At 72.3% G+C, this 17,654-nt stretch carries 21 protein-coding genes; 10 read left to right on the top strand and 11 right to left on the bottom strand.

The window, feature by feature from the left end:
- The first annotated feature begins 161 nt into the window (after nucleotides 1–161).
- The gene (locus B0I32_RS12745; RefSeq protein WP_106238106.1) at nucleotides 162–1,424 is read left to right on the top strand and encodes a serine hydrolase domain-containing protein; all 1,263 of its coding nucleotides are present in this window, start codon (nucleotides 162–164) and stop codon (nucleotides 1,422–1,424) included.
- A 43-nt stretch (nucleotides 1,425–1,467) separates the two neighbouring features.
- Here the strand turns inward: B0I32_RS12745 and B0I32_RS12740 are convergent, their stop codons facing one another.
- Together B0I32_RS12740 and B0I32_RS12735 are read right to left on the bottom strand one after the other, a co-directional pair.
- Nucleotides 1,468–2,121 (bottom strand): response regulator, encoded by a 654-nt coding sequence (locus B0I32_RS12740; protein ID WP_106238103.1) that lies wholly within the window; start codon nucleotides 2,119–2,121, stop codon nucleotides 1,468–1,470.
- On the bottom strand, nucleotides 2,109–3,236 hold the full coding sequence (locus B0I32_RS12735; RefSeq protein WP_106238100.1) for a sensor histidine kinase: 1,128 nt from the start codon (nucleotides 3,234–3,236) through the stop codon (nucleotides 2,109–2,111). Before B0I32_RS12735 ends, B0I32_RS12740 begins: the two co-directional genes overlap by 13 nt.
- A 131-nt stretch (nucleotides 3,237–3,367) precedes the next feature.
- On the opposite strand from B0I32_RS12735, the gene B0I32_RS60905 reads away from it, so the two are divergent.
- From B0I32_RS60905 to B0I32_RS12720, 3 genes are all read left to right on the top strand, one after another.
- Nucleotides 3,368–3,907: a DUF6069 family protein gene (locus tag B0I32_RS60905; RefSeq protein WP_219911748.1), complete on the top strand. Its 540-nt coding sequence runs from the start codon at nucleotides 3,368–3,370 to the stop codon at nucleotides 3,905–3,907.
- Between the two features lie 55 nt (nucleotides 3,908–3,962).
- The gene (locus B0I32_RS12725; RefSeq protein ID WP_106238098.1) at nucleotides 3,963–4,844 is read left to right on the top strand and encodes an ABC transporter ATP-binding protein; all 882 of its coding nucleotides are present in this window, start codon (nucleotides 3,963–3,965) and stop codon (nucleotides 4,842–4,844) included.
- An 82-nt stretch (nucleotides 4,845–4,926) separates the two neighbouring features.
- Nucleotides 4,927–5,667, top strand: a complete 741-nt coding sequence (locus B0I32_RS12720) for an ABC transporter permease (protein ID WP_106238095.1) — start codon at nucleotides 4,927–4,929, stop codon at nucleotides 5,665–5,667.
- On the opposite strand, the gene B0I32_RS12715 is transcribed toward B0I32_RS12720, so the two are convergent.
- A complete protein-coding gene (locus tag B0I32_RS12715; RefSeq protein ID WP_245955780.1) occupies nucleotides 5,634–6,482 on the bottom strand; it encodes an NAD(P)-binding domain-containing protein in 849 nt (282 codons plus the stop codon). The genes B0I32_RS12720 and B0I32_RS12715 overlap by 34 nt on opposite strands.
- Nucleotides 6,483–6,638: 156 nt before the next feature.
- Here B0I32_RS12715 and B0I32_RS12710 point away from each other — a divergent pair, with 156 nt between their 5' ends.
- Genes B0I32_RS12710 through B0I32_RS12700 form a run of 3 tightly spaced genes read left to right on the top strand, consistent with a single transcriptional unit; the run spans nucleotide 6,639 to nucleotide 7,629 of the window.
- Nucleotides 6,639–6,977 (top strand): ArsR/SmtB family transcription factor, encoded by a 339-nt coding sequence (locus B0I32_RS12710; protein ID WP_106238093.1) that lies wholly within the window; start codon nucleotides 6,639–6,641, stop codon nucleotides 6,975–6,977.
- On the top strand, nucleotides 6,974–7,447 hold the full coding sequence (locus B0I32_RS12705; RefSeq protein ID WP_106238091.1) for an SRPBCC domain-containing protein: 474 nt from the start codon (nucleotides 6,974–6,976) through the stop codon (nucleotides 7,445–7,447). The genes B0I32_RS12710 and B0I32_RS12705 overlap by 4 nt, the downstream gene beginning before the upstream one ends.
- Entirely contained in the window at nucleotides 7,444–7,629 is a 186-nt protein-coding gene (locus B0I32_RS12700) for a hypothetical protein (RefSeq protein WP_106238088.1), read from the top strand. Before B0I32_RS12705 ends, B0I32_RS12700 begins: the two co-directional genes overlap by 4 nt.
- An 11-nt stretch (nucleotides 7,630–7,640) precedes the next feature.
- On the opposite strand, the gene tsaA is transcribed toward B0I32_RS12700, so the two are convergent.
- From tsaA to B0I32_RS12665, 7 genes are read right to left on the bottom strand one after another with little or no spacing between them, the layout of a single operon-like run.
- Nucleotides 7,641–8,042 carry a tRNA (N6-threonylcarbamoyladenosine(37)-N6)-methyltransferase TrmO gene (tsaA, locus tag B0I32_RS12695; protein ID WP_106238323.1) on the bottom strand — a complete coding sequence of 134 codons (402 nt, stop codon included), beginning with the start codon at nucleotides 8,040–8,042 and terminating at the stop codon, nucleotides 7,641–7,643.
- A 44-nt stretch (nucleotides 8,043–8,086) separates the two neighbouring features.
- Nucleotides 8,087–10,012, bottom strand: a complete 1,926-nt coding sequence (locus B0I32_RS12690) for an ABC transporter ATP-binding protein/permease (protein WP_106238086.1) — start codon at nucleotides 10,010–10,012, stop codon at nucleotides 8,087–8,089.
- A 45-nt stretch (nucleotides 10,013–10,057) separates the two neighbouring features.
- Entirely contained in the window at nucleotides 10,058–10,858 is an 801-nt protein-coding gene (locus B0I32_RS12685) for an urease accessory protein UreD (protein WP_106238084.1), read from the bottom strand.
- The gene (ureG, locus tag B0I32_RS12680) at nucleotides 10,855–11,523 is read right to left on the bottom strand and encodes an urease accessory protein UreG (RefSeq protein WP_106238082.1); all 669 of its coding nucleotides are present in this window, start codon (nucleotides 11,521–11,523) and stop codon (nucleotides 10,855–10,857) included. Before ureG ends, B0I32_RS12685 begins: the two co-directional genes overlap by 4 nt.
- A 50-nt stretch (nucleotides 11,524–11,573) precedes the next feature.
- On the bottom strand, nucleotides 11,574–12,248 hold the full coding sequence (locus B0I32_RS12675; RefSeq protein WP_106238080.1) for an urease accessory protein UreF: 675 nt from the start codon (nucleotides 12,246–12,248) through the stop codon (nucleotides 11,574–11,576).
- Between the two features lie 40 nt (nucleotides 12,249–12,288).
- Nucleotides 12,289–14,100, bottom strand: coding sequence for an urease subunit alpha (locus B0I32_RS12670; RefSeq protein ID WP_106238077.1), 1,812 nt, complete (start codon nucleotides 14,098–14,100; stop codon nucleotides 12,289–12,291).
- The gene (locus B0I32_RS12665; protein ID WP_106238075.1) at nucleotides 14,093–14,740 is read right to left on the bottom strand and encodes an urease subunit gamma; all 648 of its coding nucleotides are present in this window, start codon (nucleotides 14,738–14,740) and stop codon (nucleotides 14,093–14,095) included. Before B0I32_RS12665 ends, B0I32_RS12670 begins: the two co-directional genes overlap by 8 nt.
- A gap of 373 nt (nucleotides 14,741–15,113) precedes the next feature.
- Between B0I32_RS12665 and B0I32_RS12660 the strand changes: the two genes are divergently transcribed.
- From B0I32_RS12660 to B0I32_RS12650, 3 genes are all read left to right on the top strand, one after another.
- Nucleotides 15,114–15,713 (top strand): hypothetical protein, encoded by a 600-nt coding sequence (locus B0I32_RS12660; RefSeq protein WP_106238073.1) that lies wholly within the window; start codon nucleotides 15,114–15,116, stop codon nucleotides 15,711–15,713.
- 83 nt (nucleotides 15,714–15,796) lie between these two features.
- Nucleotides 15,797–16,012: a hypothetical protein gene (locus tag B0I32_RS12655; RefSeq protein WP_106238071.1), complete on the top strand. Its 216-nt coding sequence runs from the start codon at nucleotides 15,797–15,799 to the stop codon at nucleotides 16,010–16,012.
- A 327-nt stretch (nucleotides 16,013–16,339) separates the two neighbouring features.
- Nucleotides 16,340–16,717 (top strand): MerR family transcriptional regulator, encoded by a 378-nt coding sequence (locus tag B0I32_RS12650; protein WP_106238068.1) that lies wholly within the window; start codon nucleotides 16,340–16,342, stop codon nucleotides 16,715–16,717.
- 42 nt (nucleotides 16,718–16,759) lie between these two features.
- Here the strand turns inward: B0I32_RS12650 and B0I32_RS12645 are convergent, their stop codons facing one another.
- The gene (locus B0I32_RS12645) at nucleotides 16,760–17,491 is read right to left on the bottom strand and encodes a GntR family transcriptional regulator (protein WP_106238065.1); all 732 of its coding nucleotides are present in this window, start codon (nucleotides 17,489–17,491) and stop codon (nucleotides 16,760–16,762) included.
- Between the last annotated feature and the right edge of the window lie 163 nt (nucleotides 17,492–17,654).

The following is a 17,654-nucleotide window of genomic DNA, read 5'->3' as shown; positions in this document are numbered from 1 at the left end:
GGCCCGCGCGGGTCCGGCCGGTTCGTCGACGAACGATCGCGTCATGCGGACGAGCCGGTGACATTCGACGGACAACATCGCAGCCATGACCAACAGCGCACGCGATCACCGCGTCCCCCTGCGAACACTCGCCTCCCGCCTCGCCCCGGGAAGGCAAGGGCATGGACGCTGATGCGGTACGCGACGTCGGGCGGCGGCGGCTGCTCGGATGGGGCGGGCTGGCCGCCGGCGCGGTGGCGGCCGGCGCGCCGCTGGCCGTGCTCGGGAGTGACGCCGCCGCCGCGGCGGGGCCGTCCCGGCTGGACCGGATCCCGCCGGACACCCGGCCCGGCGGGGCCTACGACCGGTTCGTGGCGGATCTGGCCGCACGTGACCGGTTCTCCGGCGTGGTGCTGCTGTCGTACCGGGGCCGGACGGTGTTGTCGCGCGCCTACGGCATGGCCGACAAGGAACGGGGGATCCGCAACCACGCCGGCGTGGCGTTCAACCTGTCCTCGGCGGGCATGCCGTTCCTCCCCGTGGCCGTCCTGCAACTGGTGCAGCGCGGCAAGGTGAAGCTGTCGGACCCGGTGGGCACTCACCTGGACGGCCTCGCCACCGACCTCGCCGCGCAGGTGACCCTCCACCACCTGCTCAGCGGCACCTCCGGGATCGACGCCCCGGCGCCCGACGTGCACCGCGTCTTCACCAGCCGGAAGGAGGTCCAGGACTACCACCGGCAGTGGGCCGGGCAGGCGACGCTGGTGGCGGCCCCCGGCTCGGACGACGCCCGCAACGCACACACCGCAGGCGGCGGCGCCGCCAACGCCATCGCCGCGCAGATCGTGGAGGCCGTGACCGGCACGACGTTCTGGGACCACATGCACGAGCACGTCTTCGCCCGCGCCGGCATGCGCGGCTCGGCGTACTACACCAGGACCCGGTGGCTCGCCGACGAGCGCATCGCCCATCCCTACATGCGCCAGCCGGACGGCGGCCGGATCGACGGCGTCCGCAACCTGGACAAGGACAGCATGAGCCGGCAGGGACCGGGCGAGAACCCGGGCCGCGCCTTCGTCGGCAACGTCTTCGCCACCGCGCCGGACCTGGCCCGCTTCGCGCACGCGCTGAGCCGCGGCACCGTGCTGGAGCGGCCCTACGCCGACCTCTACACCGGCGCCAAACTGCCCGGCCCCGGCGACCGGCTCGGCGCCCCGTCCTTCGGCTCGTACGCGGGCCCGGTCCGCATCAGCGGCGGCGAGTGGGAGTTCAACCGCGGCGGCGGCAGCGGCGGCATCTCGGCCAGCTGGACCGTCTGGCTGGGCTCCGGCTGGGCCGGTGTCGTCCTCAGCAACTACGACGACCTGGAGGACTTCGGGGAGATCCTCCGGCGGCAGGACGAGGCCGTCACCGGCGAGGCGGCCGGCCCGCCCGTCGGAGGCTGACCCGCCCGGCGAAGAAGCAGGCGCAGGGCTGGGGGCCGGGGGGTCAGGTGAGGCCGGCGTCGTGGGCCAGGAGGGCGATCTGGGTGCGGTTGTCCAGGGCGAGCTTGGTCAGGATGCTGGAGACGTGGGCCTTCACCGTCGTGACCCCCATGGTCAGATCGGCGGCGATGTCGGCGTTCGTCCGGCCCTGGCCGATGGCCAGGGCCACCTCGTGCTCGCGCGGGGTGAGGATGGCCAGGGCGGCGCGGGCGCGCTCGTAGGCGCCGGCCTGGGCGACGGTGCGCTCCATCAGCCGCCGGGTGATGCGCGGCGACAGGATCGGATCGCCCGCGGCGACCCGGGTGACCGCCTCCACGATCTGCGCCGGCGAGGTGTCCTTGAGCAGGAACCCGGCGGCGCCGGCGCGGAGCGCGTGCAGCACGTTCTCGTCGGTGTCGAACGTGGTCAGCACGATCACCTCGGGCGGCCGGGCGCGGGCGCGCAGCCGGCGGGTCGCGGTGATGCCGTCCACGCGGGGCATGCGCAGGTCCATCAGGACGACGTCGGGGGCGTGGGCGTCGGTGGCCGTGACGGCCTCCTGGCCGTCGGCCGCCTCGGCGACGACGGTGATGCCGCCGGTGCCGTCGAGCATCATGGACAGCCCGGCGCGGACCAGGGCGTCGTCGTCGACCAGGAGCACGCGGATCACCCGGGCCATGGTAGCCGGGCCAGCAGCCGGAACTCACCCCCGGTGTGGTGGTGGTCGAGCTGCCCGCCGGCCAGCCGGACCCGCTCGGTGAGCCCGACCAGGCCGAGCCCGCTGCCGGGCACGACGGGGGCGGCGTCCGCGGGGGGCGCCGGGTTGCGCACGTCGATCAGCAGGGTGTCGCCGGGCGCGCCGCTCAGCGTCACCTCGACCTGTTCGCCGGGGGCGTGTTTGCGGGCGTTCGTCAGCCCTTCCTGGACGACCCGGTAGGCGGTCATGGACAGGGCCGGCGGCAGGGCGGCGGCGTCGGCGGCCCGTTCGTCCAGTCGTACGGGCTGGCCCGCCCGGCGGGAGTCGGCGATCAGGTCGGGCAGGTCGGCCAGGCCCGGCCGGGGGGCGAGCTCGTCGGACTCGTCGTCCTGCTCGCGGAGCAGGCCGATCACCTGGCGCAGCTCCTCCAGCGCCTGGTGCACGCCCGCGCGGACCACACCCGCGGCGGCGGCGAGCCGGTCGGGCGATGAGTCCGGACGGTATTCCAGCGCTCCCGCGTGCGTGGCGACCAGGGACAGCCGGTGGGCCAGCACGTCGTGCATCTCCCTGGCCAGCCGACGCCGTTCGGCCATGCGCGCCTCGGCCACCCGCCGGCCCTGCTCGGCCTCGGCGCGGCGGGCGCGTTCGCTCAGGGAGATGAGCAGGGCGCGGCGGGAGCGGGCCAGTGAGCCCCAGCCGAGCAGCGCGCCGTACGCGGCGCAGATGAGCAGGAGCCACCACGACAGGGAGATGCCGGAGTTGGGCCGCCACCACCCCTGCACCAGGTGGGCCGCCATGCCCGCGGCGGTCACCGCGGCGGCGACCGGGAAACGCCGGCGCAACGACACCTGCAGCGCCCCCATCGTCGCCGCCGGCGTCGCCACCGGGGACAGCGTGGCCAGCACGGTCGCGACCAGCGTGCCGTGGACCGGCCACCACAGCTGAGCCACCGCCGCGGCCAGGCTCACCACCGCGACCGCCACGTCCAGCCCCCAGCCGGCGCCCGCCTGCCCCCACAGGGACACGGCGGTCAGCGCGCCGATGCCGAGGATCACGCCTGCCACGGCGAAGGGGTGCGGGCGTCGGCTCTGGCTCATCGGCCCAGGCTAACCGCCGGTACGGCGGGCCCATCACCTACCAAAGTCGGAGGCGTACCCCACCCGGGAAGGACACGGCGCGACCGTGCGCCCGATGTGGCGGGCCGGGGCGGCGGGCGAGGCTTGGCGGCATGAACACCACCCCGCACCCCCGGAACACTCCCGCCCACACCTCCACCCAGTCCCCCATCCGGCCCTCCGCCCAGACTCCCACCCGGCCCTCCACTCCATCGCCCGCCCAATCCTCCGCACAGTCGCGCGCCCAGACCTTCACCCGGTCCTCCGCGAAGTCGCCCGCCCGGTCGCGCGTCCGGCGGCTGCTCACCGTGATCGGCGCCGCCGTGGCCGCCGTGGCCGTCTGGGTGCTGGCGGTTCCGGTGGGCGGGATCGACCTGACCGTGCGGATGGGCGCCGGCCCGCAGCCGGTCGGGCCGGTGGCGGTCGTGCTCGCGAGCCTGGCCGCCGGGCTGGCCGGCTGGGCGCTGCTCGCCGTGCTCGAACGCGTCACCGCCAAGGCCGTCCGGATCTGGACGATCACCGCCCTGGCCGTGCTCGCCCTGTCCCTGACCGGCCCGCTCGGCAGCGCCACCGGCTCGGCCGCGACGCTGGTGCTGCTCCTGATGCACCTGGTCGTCGGCTCCGTCGTCGTCCTGGGACTGACCCGGCGCTGAACGATCCCCGTACCCGGAAAGACCGGCCCCCTGCGCCCCCGACAGGAGAGCTGACATGACAGTCCTCGCCAGAGCGATCGACGCCACCCGCCGCTACGGCGACGTGCTCGCGCTCGACCACGTCTCGCTCGACCTCCGGGCGGGCGAGCTGGTCGGCCTGCTCGGCCCGAACGGCGCCGGCAAGTCCACCCTGATCAACCTGTTCGCCGGGCTGCGCCGTCCCACATCCGGCACGGTCGAGCTGTTCGGCGGCTCGCCGCTGGACCCGGTCAGGCGGCGCGGCATCGGCGTGACGCCCCAGGAGACCGGGCTGCCCGAGTCGCTGCGCGTCGGCGAGATCACCGACTTCGTCTCCGCGCACTTCCCCGACCGGGTCGGGACGCCGGAGCTGCTGGCCAGGTTCGGGCTCGGTGACCTGGCCAGGCGGCAGGTCGGCGGCCTGTCCGGCGGGCAGCGGCGGCGGCTGGCCGTGGCGCTGGCGTTCGCCGGCCGGCCGCGGCTGGTGTTCCTCGACGAGCCGACCACCGGCCTGGACGTCGAGGCCAGGCGGGCGTTGTGGGACGGCATCAGGTCCTTCCACGAGGAGGGCGGCACCGTGCTGCTGACCAGCCACTACCTGGAGGAGATCGAGGCGCTGGCCGAGCGGGTCCTGGTCGTCGGCTCCGGCCGCGTGCTGGCCGACGACACCGTGGGGGCCGTGCGCGGCATGGTCGGCACCCGGCGCGTCTCCCTCGTCGCCGACCGGCTGCCCGAGTTGCCGGGCGTGCTCGCCGCTGAACGCGCGGGCGACCGGTTCGACCTGGTCGTGAGCGATCCCGATCGGCTGGTCGTGGCGCTGGTACGCAGCGGGGCGCCGTTCTCCGGCCTGGAGATCAGACCGGCCACCCTGGAGGAGGCCTTCCTCGCCCTCACCGCGGAACCGGCCGCGCATGCCTAGCCCGGCCCCCGCCCCGAACCGGAGCGCGCGAACCCACCTCGCCCCCGCCCCCGCCCCCGCCCCCGCCCCGAAGGAGACCTCGATGCCCAGCCTGGTCCTCGCCCACACCCGCTACCTGCTGATCGAGCAGATCAGGGTGCCGATCGCCATCCTGGCCAGCGCGTTCTTCCCGGCCATCTCGATGGTGGCGTTCGTGGTGCCGTTCGCGGGCCGGGATCCGGTGGCCGCGACGACGGCGACGGGCTCGCTGATGTTCTTCGGCGCCATGTCGGCCGCGCTCATCGGCCTGGGCAACTCGGTCGCGCAGGAGCGCGAGCTGCCGTGGAACCCGTACCTGCGCACCCTGCCCGCCGGCCCGCTGCCGCGTTTCGCCGGGCGGATCCTCGCCACGCTCGCCGTGATGCTCATCTCGGTGATCCCCGTGCTGGTGGTGGCGGCGCTGTTCACGGAGGCGGCGATCACCCCGGCCCGGCTGCTGCTCGGGTTCGGCGCGCTGGTCGCGGGCGTGGTGCCGTTCATGCTGATGGGGCTGTTCGTCGGCTTCAGGCTGGCGTCCAAGGCGGCCATGGCGGTGTCGCAGTTGCTGTTCTTCCCGATGGCCATCCTCGGCGGGCTGCTGCTCCCGCCCCAGGTCCTGCCGCGATTCGTGCAGGACGTGTCCTCGTACGTGCCGACCAGGGGCGCGGCCGAGCTGATCTGGTGGGCGATCGCCGATGCCCGGCCGAGCGCGCTGTCGCTGGTCATGCTGGCCGTCTGGACCGCCGCCATGGCGGCCGCCGCCGCCTGGGCCTACCGGCGTGACGAGGGCCGGCGCTTCTCCTGACCGTCCGCAGCCTCGCCGGATCCGTCCGCCGGCCGGGAGAGGTCGGCGAGCAGGTCGTCGAGGACCCGGTCCAGGGCCGCGCTGTTGGCCGGGGAGAACCAGGTGGTGCGGACGCGTTCGTTGCTTCCGTTCGGAGTCTCGTGGTCGGCGGCCAGCTGCTGCAGCGACCGGCTCTCATCACCCAGCGCACGCCCGACGCCCTGGAACAGGCCGCGCACATAACGGGAGGCCACCTCGGCCGGAACGCCGTGACCGACGGCCCACGACGTGAGCGCGGCGAGGTATCCGAAATGGGTGGTCAGCGTCCCCGTCAGGGCGGAGAACACGTTGAACGCGGCCTCGTCCTCGACCGGCAGGGTCCCGCCCAGGCGCGCGAAGAGGGCCTCCACCGCGGGATGGGCCGGGCACGTCACCGTGACGGAGTCGCGTTCACGGACGGCGGGCAACGGGATGGCCCGCACCAGCGGAGCACCGGTGCCGAGGATCCGGCGCAGCTCGTCGTCACCGACCCCGGCCATCAGGTTCACCACGATCGTGCCGTCGTCCACGCGCAGTCCCGCCAGCGCCTCGTGCCGGTCACGCGGACGCACGGCGATGATCACCAGCTCGGACCGGTCCACCACCTCCTGGTTACCGGCGCACACCCGCACGCTGTGATAAAGCCCGGACAACTCGGCGGCCGTACGGGCACCGCGGGGCGACAGGAACACCTCGGGCGGATCATCGGCTCCCTCGCACAGGCCCGTCACGATGGCCCGGCCGATCTCCCCGACCCCGATGACGCCGACACGCCGCACGTTCACTGTCTCGCTCACGCCGCCCACCCTACGCAAGCGCCCGCGGCCGCCATCAGGCGCCACCGCAGCTCACCGGCTCAGCCCGGCAGCACGGCCCGGCGACGACGCGTGGCACGGCCGCGACCAACACTTAGCCCTTGCGCTAACCATCGCCCATCCGCAACACTTAGCCGCATGGCACACTATTCGGCGCAGCTGGACGGCGTCTTCGTCGCCCTCGCCGACCCCACCCGGCGCGCCGTCGTGCGCCGCCTCGGCCACGGGCCCACGAGCGTCGGCGACCTCGCCCGCGAGTTCCCGATGACCCTCCCCTCGTTCATGAAGCACGTCCGCACCCTCGAGGCCAACGGCCTCATCCACACCACGAAGTCCGGCCGCGTCCGCACCTGCGTGCTCAACCGCGACCGCCTCACCCTCCTGCACGACTGGCTCGAAGAACAGCGCCGCCTCTGGCAGGACCACACCGACCGCCTCGAACGATTCGTCACCGACCCGCAGGAGAACACGCCGTGAACCCCGACCTCGACCTCGCCCTGGAGCGCGTCATCCGCGCCCCGCGCGCGACCGTCTGGAACGCCTGGACCGACCCCGCCCGGCTGGAACGGTGGTGGATCCCCGCCCCGCTCACCTGCCGGGTCGACCGCCTGGACCCCCGGCCCGGAGGCGCCTTCGTGACCCGTATGAGCGAGGGCGGCACGGAGTTCGTCCCGCACCTCGACGCCTGCTTCCTCGCCGTGGACGAGCTCGAACGGATCGTCTTCACCAACGCGATCACCAGCGACTGGCGCCCCGCCGGCCCCGCCCCGGTCGCCATGACCGCCATGATCACGTTCGCCGACCACCCCGACGGCACCGACTACCGCGTCCTGGTCCGCCACGGCGACCCGGAGTCGCGCGCCCACCACGACAAGCTCGGCTTCGCCGACGGCTGGGGCACGGTCACCGCCCAGCTGGCCGCCCTCGCCGAGAGCGCGGCACGATGAGGATCGCCCCGCTCCAGTTCGTCACGCTCGACGGCGTCACCCAGGGCCCCGGCTCCCCCGACGAGGAAACCCGGCACGAGGCGACGCCGAACGGCCTGCTGCCCCTGGAGTACGAGACCACCGGCCAGGCCGCGCAGGCCGCGTACGAAGGCGTCACCGCCTTCATCGACCAGAGACCCTGAGGGACCGGGGCTCAGCGCGCCGCGTCCAGCACCGGCTTCACATCGACGACCGGCGTGCCGTCCACGGCCTCCAGACCGGCCACCCGCACCCGCAGCCCGTCGACCGCCACCACCCGCACGCGGTGCAACCCGATCGGGTTCGGCCGGTCGGCGGAACGGGTGCTGAACACCCCCGTCAGCGGATTGCGCGCGTCGTCGCGCGGATGCACGGCGAGCACGGACCGGTCGGCGAGATGCAACCAGGTCAGCACGAACACCTCGTCACCCGCCGCCAGATCACCGATCCCACCGGCCACCGCCGGATCGAACCGCAGCCAGGCCTCGGGCGCGCCCTCCACCCCCTGCTTCGGCGCCACCGCCGGATCCGCCAGGGACGACTCCACGACCGCGACGGGACGAATCTCGTACGTCATGCACCACCCGTACCGGACGACGACCCCGACACGCCAGGGCCCCGTCACGCCGGAGCCGGCTCCTGCGCGCCGTCCCCCAGCGGCCCGAACCGCCACTCACCCCGCCCGAGCAGCTCCAGCTCGTGCGTGTGATGCTGCTCGACCGTCGAACGGTGACTGACGCTGACCACGATGGTGTCCGGCAACTCCGTCCGCACCAGCCGATACAGCTCGAACTCCAGCCCCTCGTCCAGCGCCGACGTCGACTCGTCCAGGAACACCACCTTCGGCCGCGTCAGCAGGATCCGCGCGAACGCGATCCGCTGCTGCTCCCCCGGCGACAGCACCTTCGCCCAGTCCTGCACCTCGTCCAGCCGGCCCACCAGATGCGGCAGCGCCACCTTCTCCAGCGTCCCGCGCAGCGTCTCGTCGCCGAAGGCGTCCGGCTTGCCCGGATAGGAGACCACCGCACGCAGATCGCCCAGCGGCACGTACGGCAACTGCGACAGGAACATCGTCTCCTCCGGCCCGCACGGCCGCGTCAGCGTGCCACTGGTGAACGGCCACAACTCGGCCAGGCTCCGCAGCAACGTCGTCTTGCCGCTGCCGGACGGCCCCGTCACCACCAGCGTGTCCCCCACCTCCAGCCGCAGATCCAGCGGCTTGATCAGCTGCCGCCCGTCAGGGGTGCGCACCTCGACGTCCTTCAGCGCCACCGTCCCGTCGGCACACGGCAGCGTCGTCACCTCCGGCAGCGCCCGCGCCTCCTCATCCGCCACGACCAGACCGTGCAACCGGATGATCGCCGCCCGGTACCCGGCGAACGCGTCATAGGCGTTACGGAAGAACGACAGCCCGCCCTGGATCGAGTTGAACGCCGACGCCGACTGCGTCAGATCCCCCAGCCGCAGCTCCCCCGCGAACAACCGCGGCGCCTGCAGCAGATAGGGCAACGGCACGATGCTCTGACTGATCGCGTAATTCCAGCCGTTGAACCCGATCGTCCGGTTCAGATACCGCTTGTAGTTGCTCACCACAGGCGCGAACAACCGCCGCAACCCCGAACGCTCGGCCACCTCGCCACGGTAGAACGCCACCGCCTCCGCCGCGTCCCGCAGCCGCACCAGCGCGTACCGGAACGCCGCGTTGAACTTCTCGTTGCGGAAGGCCAGCCAGATGATCGGCCGCCCGATCCAGAACGCCACCGCCGTCGCGATGACGACGTAGACCAGGCCGATCCAGAACATCGCCCGGGGAATGTCCAGCCCGAAGATCGACAGCGTACCCGACAGGTTCCACAGGATCGCCGTGAACGACACCATCGACGTCACCGCGGAGATCCCCCCGAACAGCAGCGTGTTGGCCGTCCCCCCGTTGCTCGGCAGGTTCGGCAGCGGCCCGTACCCGGCGGTGACCAGGTCGATGTCGGACTGGATCCGCTGATCCGGATTGTCGATCGTGTCGTCGATGAACCGCGACCGGTAGTACGCCCTGCCCTCCAGCCAGTCCCCCGTCAGCCGGTCGGTCAGCCACACCCGCCAGGCCAGCACGAACCGTTGCAACAGGAACAGATCCAGCAGCAACCGGGCGATGTGTATCGCCGCCAGGACGCAGAAGATCGCCAGAGAGGTCCAGAACCCGCGCTCCCCGGACGCCTTCACCGCCTGCTCGTGCACGGCCATGCCCTGCACCGCCACCTGAAGGCTGGACAACATGTCATTGCCCTGATAGCTGAACAGAACGTCCAGCCGGACACCGGCGACCACCGACAGCAACAGGACGGCCAGCCAGAGCCACACCCTGACGCTCCCGCGACCGGTGAAGTAACCGCCGGTGATACGCCAGAACTGCCTGCCCCACGTCGTGAAGAGCCCGACCAGCACCAGGACCGCCAGGGTGCACACCGCCGCGATCGCCCACGCCGTGGCGATCCACACCAGCGATGCCCAGACCTCGGAACTCCAGTCCAGCGTCGGGGTGAACAACTCCATTGGGGAAACGTATATGCACGGAGAGTGACGAGCACCCTGGAACGCTCAACTCATGCCAGGTGTCTGCCCGCCGACGCGACCGGCCTCGTCGAGCAGCCGCCGCAACCGCAGCGAGTCCGGCGCCACCGCGGTGACCAGGACGCCCGGCCCGGCCAGCGGAACCAGCACGGCCAGCCCGCCCGCCGGCTCATCGCCGAACGAGCGCACCTGCGCCGGCCCGGCGGCGAACGCCGGATCGACGATCAGCAACTGACCCGCCGCCCGATGACCGGCCAGCACCGCGGGACCGTCCCAGCCGGGCACGTCCGGCCCGTAACCGGCCTGCTGATCCAGCAGCAACCGCCCGCCGCACCTGACCGTCAACCGCGACGACAACCGGCCCGGCCCCTCCCCCGCCCGGCCGAGAACCTGCTCCTCCCGCAGGACCAGCCGCGCGGTCTCCGCCACGTCCGCCACACAGCTCTGACGCAGATGGCTGCCGGCCGCCGAGATCACCGGCTCGGGCAGCCAGTCCAGGCTCCCCCGCTCTCCCACCACCAGCCGCACGTCATAGGTGGCGGGCCCGCGCGTGGGACCCCGCAGCGCGATGGTCGCGCCAGCGGTCGTCACCCGCAGCCGCGCCTCCCGCTCGACGACCGCCTCGATCCGCAGCCGGTCACCGCCCAGCGGAGCGCACATCGCGCCGAGCACGCACACCCGCGCCTGCCTCCCGTACGCACGATTACGGCGCAGATCGAACGGCCCCGCACCGTGCAGGACGGCGAGCACGGTATCCGCACCAGCACGGACCGCCCTGATCCGGGCCGTCGCCCGCACCCCCGTCCCGGCCTCGCCCGCGACGGTCATGCCGGAGCGGACGAGCGGGCGGCCAGCAGCCCCAGCACCCAGTCCGCCACCGGCCTGACCCCGTCCTCGCCCTTGAGCGCGGTGAAGGCGACCGGCAACCCGCCCCGCGCCGCCGCCGCGTCACGCGCCATCACCTCCAGATCCGCCCCGACGTACGGCGCCAGATCCGTCTTGTTGATGACGAGCAGATCGGAGGCCGTCACACCAGGACCCCCCTTACGCGGGATGTCATCGCCACCGGCGACGTCGATGACGAAGATCTGCGCGTCGACCAGCCCCCGGGAGAAGGTCGCCGTCAGATTGTCACCACCCGACTCGATGAGGATCAGATCCAGCGGCCCCAGCCGCTCCTCCAGCTCCTCCACCGCCTCCAGATTCGCCGAGATGTCATCGCGGATCGCCGTGTGCGGGCAGGCGCCCGTCTCCACCGCCCTGATCCGCTCCGCCGGCAGCACGGCCTCGCGCAGCAGGAACTCCGCGTCCTCACAGGTGTAGATGTCGTTGGTGACCACCGCGATCGACCACCGCGCCCGCAGCGCCCGGCACAGCCCGGCGACCGTCGCGGTCTTCCCGGAACCGACCGGCCCGCCCAACCCCACCCGCAGCGCCCGGCGACCATCATCGCCCGGAGAAGCATCCTCGGCCCTGTCATGGTGCAGATGCATGACACTCCCGTCATCTCGTCGAAGAGCAGAACCCGGCAGCACGGCGCAGATCACGAGGCGAACAACCGCACCCGCCGGACGGCATGCCGCTCGGCCGCGATGTCCAGCAGCGGCGCGGAGACGGCGGGCAGCACCGCCACCCCCTCGGCCCGCACCCGCCGCGCGGCCCCGGCGGCCCGGCCCGCGACCTGATCGACCTCGGCGGCCAGCCCGGCCAGCACCCCGGCCGCCTCGAACGGATCGAGACCGAGCAGCCGCACCGTCGCCGCGGCCGGCCCGCTGACGCTCTCGTAAGCCGCCACATGAGCCACGTCCAGCGGACTCAGCCCCGCAGACCGGCCGGCCACCCCGAGCACCACGCACTGGTGCGCGCCACCCGGCCGCGCCACGGCCAGGGCGTCCAGCTCGGCCGACGGCCAGGTCACCCGGACGGCCCGCAGCAACTGCCGCCCCAGCACGCGCGCCACCCGCCGCAGCGCGGGCGCGGGAGTACGGGCGTCCGCCGCCTCCTCCAGCACGAGCGGATCGGCACCGGCCGCCGCAGCCGCGGCCAGACCCGCCGCGACCAGCCCGCTCGTGTGCAACCGGCCACGACAGAACTCCCGCAGGCCCGCCGCGTCGCGCACCCGCCCGGCCGCCACCGCCGCCTCGGCGCCACCCGAATGAGCGTGCCCACCGGCCGGAAAACGGCCATCGGCCAGCATCAGCAACGCGGCACGACTCATCAGGCGCACCCCTCCCCCGCGGCAGCCACGCTCGGAACAGTCAGAACAGGAAGTACCGCTGCGCCATCGGCAACACGGTCGCGTACTGCCGGTGATCGACGGCCTCCCCGTCGATCACCACCTCGTACGTGTCCGGATCGACCTCGATCCGCGGCACGGCGTCGTTGTGCCGCATGTCCTTCTTGAACACCTTGCGCGTGTCACGGATGGCGGCGAACCGCTTACCCGCCCCCACCCGCTCCGGCAGACCGGCCGCGATCGCGGCCCCCGTCACGAAGTTGACCGAGTTCGCCGCCGGCGCGCGGCCCACGGCGCCCCACACCGGGCGCGGCAGCACCGGCTGCGGCGTGGTGATGGAGGCACTGGCGTCCCCGACCTGGGCGTAGGCGATCTGCCCGCCCTTGATCACCCGATGCGGCCTGACCCCGAAGAACTTCGGCTCCCACAACACCAGGTCGGCGAGCCGGCCCACCTCCACCGACCCCACCTCGTGGTCGATGCCGTGCGCGACAGCCGGATTGATCGTATATTTCGCGACATAGCGGCGCGCCCTGAGGTTGTCCGCCCGCCCCGAATCACCCTCCAGCGGACCGCGCCGCGCCTTCATCACATGCGCGGTCTGCCACGTCCGCATGATCATCTCGCCGATCCGGCCCATCGCCTGCGCGTCCGACGACATGATCGAGATCGCCCCCAGATCGTGCAGCACATCCTCCGCCGCCATCGTGGCCGGCCGGATCCGCGACTCGGCGAACCGCTGATCCTCCTCCACCAGCGGATTCAGATGATGACAGATCATCACCATGTCGATGTGCTCGGGCACCGTGTTCACGGTGAACGGCCGCGTCGGATTCGTCGAAGCCGGCAGCACGTTCGCCAGCCCCGCCATCCTGATCATGTCAGGAGCGTGACCACCACCCGCGCCCTCCACATGGAAGACGTGAATCGGATCATCACCGATGGCCGCGATCGTGTCGCCCACGGTCCCGGCCTCGTTCAGGGAATCGGCGTGCAGAGCCAGCTGCACCCCCGTCGCCCGGCACACCTCCAGGCACCGCCGCAGCACCGCCGGAGTCGCACCCCAGTCCTCATGGATCTTGAGCCCCAGTACACCCCCCTCCACCTGGTTGAACAGCGACTCCGCGGACATCGTGCTGCCCTTGCCCAGCAACCCCACGTTGACCGGGAAGGCGTCCAGCGCCTCGAACAACCGCGCCACATGCCAGGACCCCGGCGTCACCGTCGTCGCCGTACTGCCCTCCGCCGGACCCGTGCCCCCGCCGATCAGCGTCGTCACCCCCGACGCCAGCGCCTCGCTCACCTGCTCAGGACAGATGAAGTGCACATGCGTGTCCACCCCGCCCGCCGTGAGGATCTTGCCGTTCCCCGAGATCACCTCCGTCTCCGGGCCGATCACGAAGTCCGTCGCCACCGCATGCCCGTCATGCAGCCGATCCATCGTCTCGTCGTTGTACGCCTTGCCCAGCGCCACGATCCGGCCGTCACGAACGGCCACATCCGCCTTCACCACCCCCCAGTGATCCAGCACCACCGCACCGGTGATGACCGTGTCCGGCGGCAGCGGAGCACCGAACCGCGCCGGATCACGCGGCGCGCACGACTGCCCCATCGACTCCCTGATCACCTTCCCCCCGCCGAAGATGGCCTCGTTCCCGCTGCGGCCAGGACCACCGCACCAGTCCTCGGTGACCTCGATCCGCAGATCGGTGTCCGCCAGCCGGATCCGATCCCCGGTCGTCGGGCCGAACCGGTCGGCGTAGCGCTCCCGGCTCAGCGGCAGATGCCGTTCGTCGACCGGCGCCGGCAGCTCGGGCGCCGTCTCGTCAAGCATCCAGCTCACCCCCGACCTTCCCGTTCAGGCCCTCGACGACCCGGCGGCCCTCCAGCGGCACCAACTGCACGTCGAGCGGACAATTCGGCTCGAAACGCACCGAACTGCCGGCCGGGACATGCAGCCGCCTGCCATACGCGGCATCACGACCAGGCTCGATGAGAAGCACCGCGTTCACCTCGAAGAAGTGAAAGTGCGAACCCACCTGAACGGGACGATCATCGGTATTGGTCACCCGCACCGTCGTCACCTCACGACCCACGTTGAACGCCACCGGCCCCGCGTCGACCGGATGATCCACCCGCCCCGGACGAACCCGCCCCGCCTCCCTCGTCGTCGCCGGAATCGGATCACGCAACGTGACCATCTTCGTGCCGTCGGGGAAGGTCGCCTCGATCTGCAGGTCGCGGATCATCTCCGCCACCCCGTCCATCACCTGCGAACCCTTGAGCACCGGCGCCGGCATCTCCATCAGCTTCGCCACCGACACGCCGTCGCGCGCGCCCTCCAGGACGTACGCCGTCAGGATCGCGACCGCCTCGGGGTAATTGAGCAGAACCCCGCGTTCCATCCGCTTGCGGGCCACGTCCGCGGCCACGTGGATCATCAGCCGTTCCTGTTCGTGCGGGGTCAGACGCACCCGCCACCTCACCTTCGCCTCCGCTCCGGAACTCCGGAGCTCACTCACCGAACGTAACTCGATGAGCACGCAAAGTAAGGTGACAAGGTGGTGACGAGCCCCTCACCCGCAGGCGGCACCACCATGCGATGCCCGCCAGGCGCCACCATGCGATGCCCGCCGCTTCTCCCGCCGGCCGCGTTCACGTCGCGACCGCTCTCACCGATTGAGATGATCATCCGGTGTCGTCGACGGAATGGGTGGTCTTTTGAGGGGCGAAAAAGGGCAAACCGTAGAAATCGAGCGCCTTTACTTTGTAGATTTACGTCATGCGACCGGGCGGCGGACGGAGCCGGCCCGGCCGCCGTCCCAGCGACTCATCAGGGAGACGGGTGTGCCCAGCCAGAGCAGAGGACGGCCGGGCTGGCTGCACGTCGGCGCGCTCGAACACCGCCTGACCCGCGCCTGGTTCCCCGGCACCTTCCCGCCGGCCGCCGTCCTGCTGGCGATCATGACGTTCAGCGCGGTGCCGCGCCCGCTGGGCACCCGCCTGGCCACCCACCTCGACGGCGGGATCGTCGTCGGGCCCGGCGCCGTACCGGACCTGCCCGGCTTCGAGGCGCTGCGCGGGGTGCCCCTGCCGGTCCAGCAGGGCGGCTGGGAGCGCAGCGCCGGCGTCTACGACCCGCACCGGCGCCGCATCGGCGTGGGCAGCACGCCCTCCCCCTCCGTCAGCGTGGCCGGCCACGAACTCGGCCACGCCACCGACCACCTGGACGGCATGCCGTCGCGGGGCGAGACCTGGGCCGGGCTGCACGCCGTACGCGCCCGCCACCTGCCGCCGCCCTACCGCGAGGACGCCGCCGAACTCTTCGCCGAGGCCTTCGCCTGCGTGCTCACCCGCCGGGCCCGCCGGCTGATCGGCCTGTTCGGCGACGAGCACGCCGCCCAGCAGGCCTACACCTGGCTGGCCGGCCGGTACGGGATCGGCTGATGGCCCGCCACTCCCCCGCGTTCGCGGGCCCGCGCTATGCTGAGCGGGGAAAGGTGACGTGCGAGACGGAAGGGACGCCCCTCATGACCGCCCTCATGCTGACCGGCGGAGTTCTTCGCGTCATCGAGCCGATCACCCTGCCCGACGGCACCCGCGTCGACTGCACCCGCGACATCACCCCCGGCGCCCCCGACTACGGAGACTGGCTGCCGTTCGCCGTCCCGGAAGAGGCGGCCTGGCGCGGCGACACCGACGACGCGGCCATCCTCGACCGCTGGCGAGCCGCGGCCAGCGCCTGACCACCGCCCGGGATCGACGCGTCGTCATCGGGCCGGCGTCGCTCACGGGAGAGGGCGCTCGCCCAGCGTCTCCAGCGCGCGGGCTGAACGTGAGCCGGGCTCGGCGTGCCGGAGCAGCACCTCCAGCCCGTCCGTGCCGGTCACGGCGAACTTCTCGACCATCAGCTCCAGGTCGTCGCGTCCCTGCGTGACCGCCTGTCTCAGAGAGAACCCCAGCGCGACAGCTCGGCGCGGACCGACGCCGGCGACAGCGGCGGTTACGCTGGACCCTGACATTGACGTCAGACGCGAGTTTCTGACGGGGATCCCCTCTGGAAGGAATGGGCGATGCGGATCGGTGAGCTGGCGTCGCAGGCCGGGGTGAGTGTGCGGTCTCTGCGGTACTACGAGGAGCAGGGTCTGCTGAGCAGCACGCGCAGTGCCAGCGGGCAGCGCCGCTACACCGACAAGGAGGTCGAGCGGGTACGGTTCATCCAGCGTCTCTACGCGGCCGGGCTGTCCAGCCGGACGATCGCCGAGGTGCTGCCGTGCGTCGAGTCGCCCAGTGAGAAGACCAGCGACGAGGCGTTCGAGCGGCTGGTCCAGGAGCGCGAGCGGATCGACCGGCACATGCGGGAGCTCGGGCGGGCTCGCGAAGCACTCGACCTGCTCATCGACGCCAACCGTGCGCACCGGGGGCTGACGGCCTGCGTTTCGCCCGTCTGATCCGCGTCTCTTCGGTTTGACGTGCTTCTCGGGCGGGAGGCGTCAGATGGGTGGCTCGTCCAGGACGGCCTGCAGGAGCCGCCAGGAGTCCATGATGTGGTCCTGGACCAGGATGCGGGCGGCCGGGCCGTTGCGTACGGCGAGGGCGTGGCGGATCGCCTCGTGCTGGCGCACGTTGGTCTCGTAGAGGCGGTCGGCGGGTGAGCCGGGCGCCCACAGGGCCTCGCCGGAGAAGACCCGCCGCAACCCGGCGATCAGCCGCTCGAACAGGGGCGCGCCCGCGGCTCTGATGATCGTGGTGTGGAAGTCCTCGTTGGCGGCGATCCAGGCGAACGAGGCGCGTTCCCGCTCGGCCGCCGGGACCCCGGGGTCGCGCAGGAGCGCCGTCTGCCGGCCGAACTCGGCGTTCGCCGCGTCCAGCTCGGCCAGTCCTGCGTCCGTCATGCGCTGGGCGGCCAGTTCGGCGGCGGCGCCCTCCAGGGCGGCTCTGGCCAGGAACGTCTGCGCCCATTCGTCACGGTCGAGCGCGCGCACCCGTACGCCGCGGTTGGGCGTGAACGACACCAGGCCCATGGCCGCGAGCTGCCGCAGCGCCTCCCTGATCGGGGTGCGGCTGACGCCGAAGCGGTGCGACAGCTCGTCCTGGCGCAGCACCGTGCCGGGGGCGAGGCGGCCGGCGATGATCATTTCCTCGATGGCCTGCGCGATCTGGTCGGCCTTCGTGGTGGCCGCCGGATCGCCGCCGGTGTCCGTCCGCACCCGGTCTGCCGTCACGCGCGGCTCCCCTTCCCTGGTCGTGATCGCCCCCGATCGGGGCCAAGCCTACGGCTCTCCTCCCCCGGCCCGGTCGCCGCTAGGGTGCCGGTTCCGGTGGTGTCACTATTCTGACTTCTCGGATCCAAGAGTTCGCGCTTTACAGCGGCTATACCACCGATCT

The sequence above is a fragment of the Nonomuraea fuscirosea genome, assembly GCF_003001935.1.
GTDB classification, from domain to species: domain Bacteria; phylum Actinomycetota; class Actinomycetes; order Streptosporangiales; family Streptosporangiaceae; genus Nonomuraea; species Nonomuraea fuscirosea.
Note: the sequence above shows the minus strand (reverse complement) of the source record. Positions and strands in the feature narration are given on the sequence as shown.

Bases quoted from the DNA above. Each gene is read 5' to 3' on its own strand.
- B0I32_RS12745 (WP_106238106.1), top strand. From the start codon at position 162: ATGGACGCTGATGCGGTACGCGACGTCGGGCGGCGGCGGCTGCTCGGA.
- B0I32_RS12725 (WP_106238098.1), top strand. From the start codon at position 3,963: ATGACAGTCCTCGCCAGAGCGATCGACGCCACCCGCCGCTACGGCGAC.
- ureG (WP_106238082.1), bottom strand. From the start codon at position 11,523: ATGCATCTGCACCATGACAGGGCCGAGGATGCTTCTCCGGGCGATGAT.
- B0I32_RS12650 (WP_106238068.1), top strand. From the start codon at position 16,340: ATGCGGATCGGTGAGCTGGCGTCGCAGGCCGGGGTGAGTGTGCGGTCT.
- B0I32_RS12720 (WP_106238095.1), top strand. From the start codon at position 4,927: ATGCCCAGCCTGGTCCTCGCCCACACCCGCTACCTGCTGATCGAGCAG.
- B0I32_RS12735 (WP_106238100.1), bottom strand. From the start codon at position 3,236: ATGAGCCAGAGCCGACGCCCGCACCCCTTCGCCGTGGCAGGCGTGATC.
- B0I32_RS12710 (WP_106238093.1), top strand. From the start codon at position 6,639: ATGGCACACTATTCGGCGCAGCTGGACGGCGTCTTCGTCGCCCTCGCC.
- B0I32_RS12690 (WP_106238086.1), bottom strand. From the start codon at position 10,012: ATGGAGTTGTTCACCCCGACGCTGGACTGGAGTTCCGAGGTCTGGGCA.
- B0I32_RS12685 (WP_106238084.1), bottom strand. From the start codon at position 10,858: ATGACCGTCGCGGGCGAGGCCGGGACGGGGGTGCGGGCGACGGCCCGG.
- tsaA (WP_106238323.1), bottom strand. From the start codon at position 8,042: ATGACGTACGAGATTCGTCCCGTCGCGGTCGTGGAGTCGTCCCTGGCG.
- B0I32_RS12675 (WP_106238080.1), bottom strand. From the start codon at position 12,248: ATGAGTCGTGCCGCGTTGCTGATGCTGGCCGATGGCCGTTTTCCGGCC.
- B0I32_RS12670 (WP_106238077.1), bottom strand. From the start codon at position 14,100: ATGCTTGACGAGACGGCGCCCGAGCTGCCGGCGCCGGTCGACGAACGG.
- B0I32_RS12655 (WP_106238071.1), top strand. From the start codon at position 15,797: ATGACCGCCCTCATGCTGACCGGCGGAGTTCTTCGCGTCATCGAGCCG.
- B0I32_RS60905 (WP_219911748.1), top strand. From the start codon at position 3,368: ATGAACACCACCCCGCACCCCCGGAACACTCCCGCCCACACCTCCACC.
- B0I32_RS12740 (WP_106238103.1), bottom strand. From the start codon at position 2,121: ATGGCCCGGGTGATCCGCGTGCTCCTGGTCGACGACGACGCCCTGGTC.
- B0I32_RS12700 (WP_106238088.1), top strand. From the start codon at position 7,444: ATGAGGATCGCCCCGCTCCAGTTCGTCACGCTCGACGGCGTCACCCAG.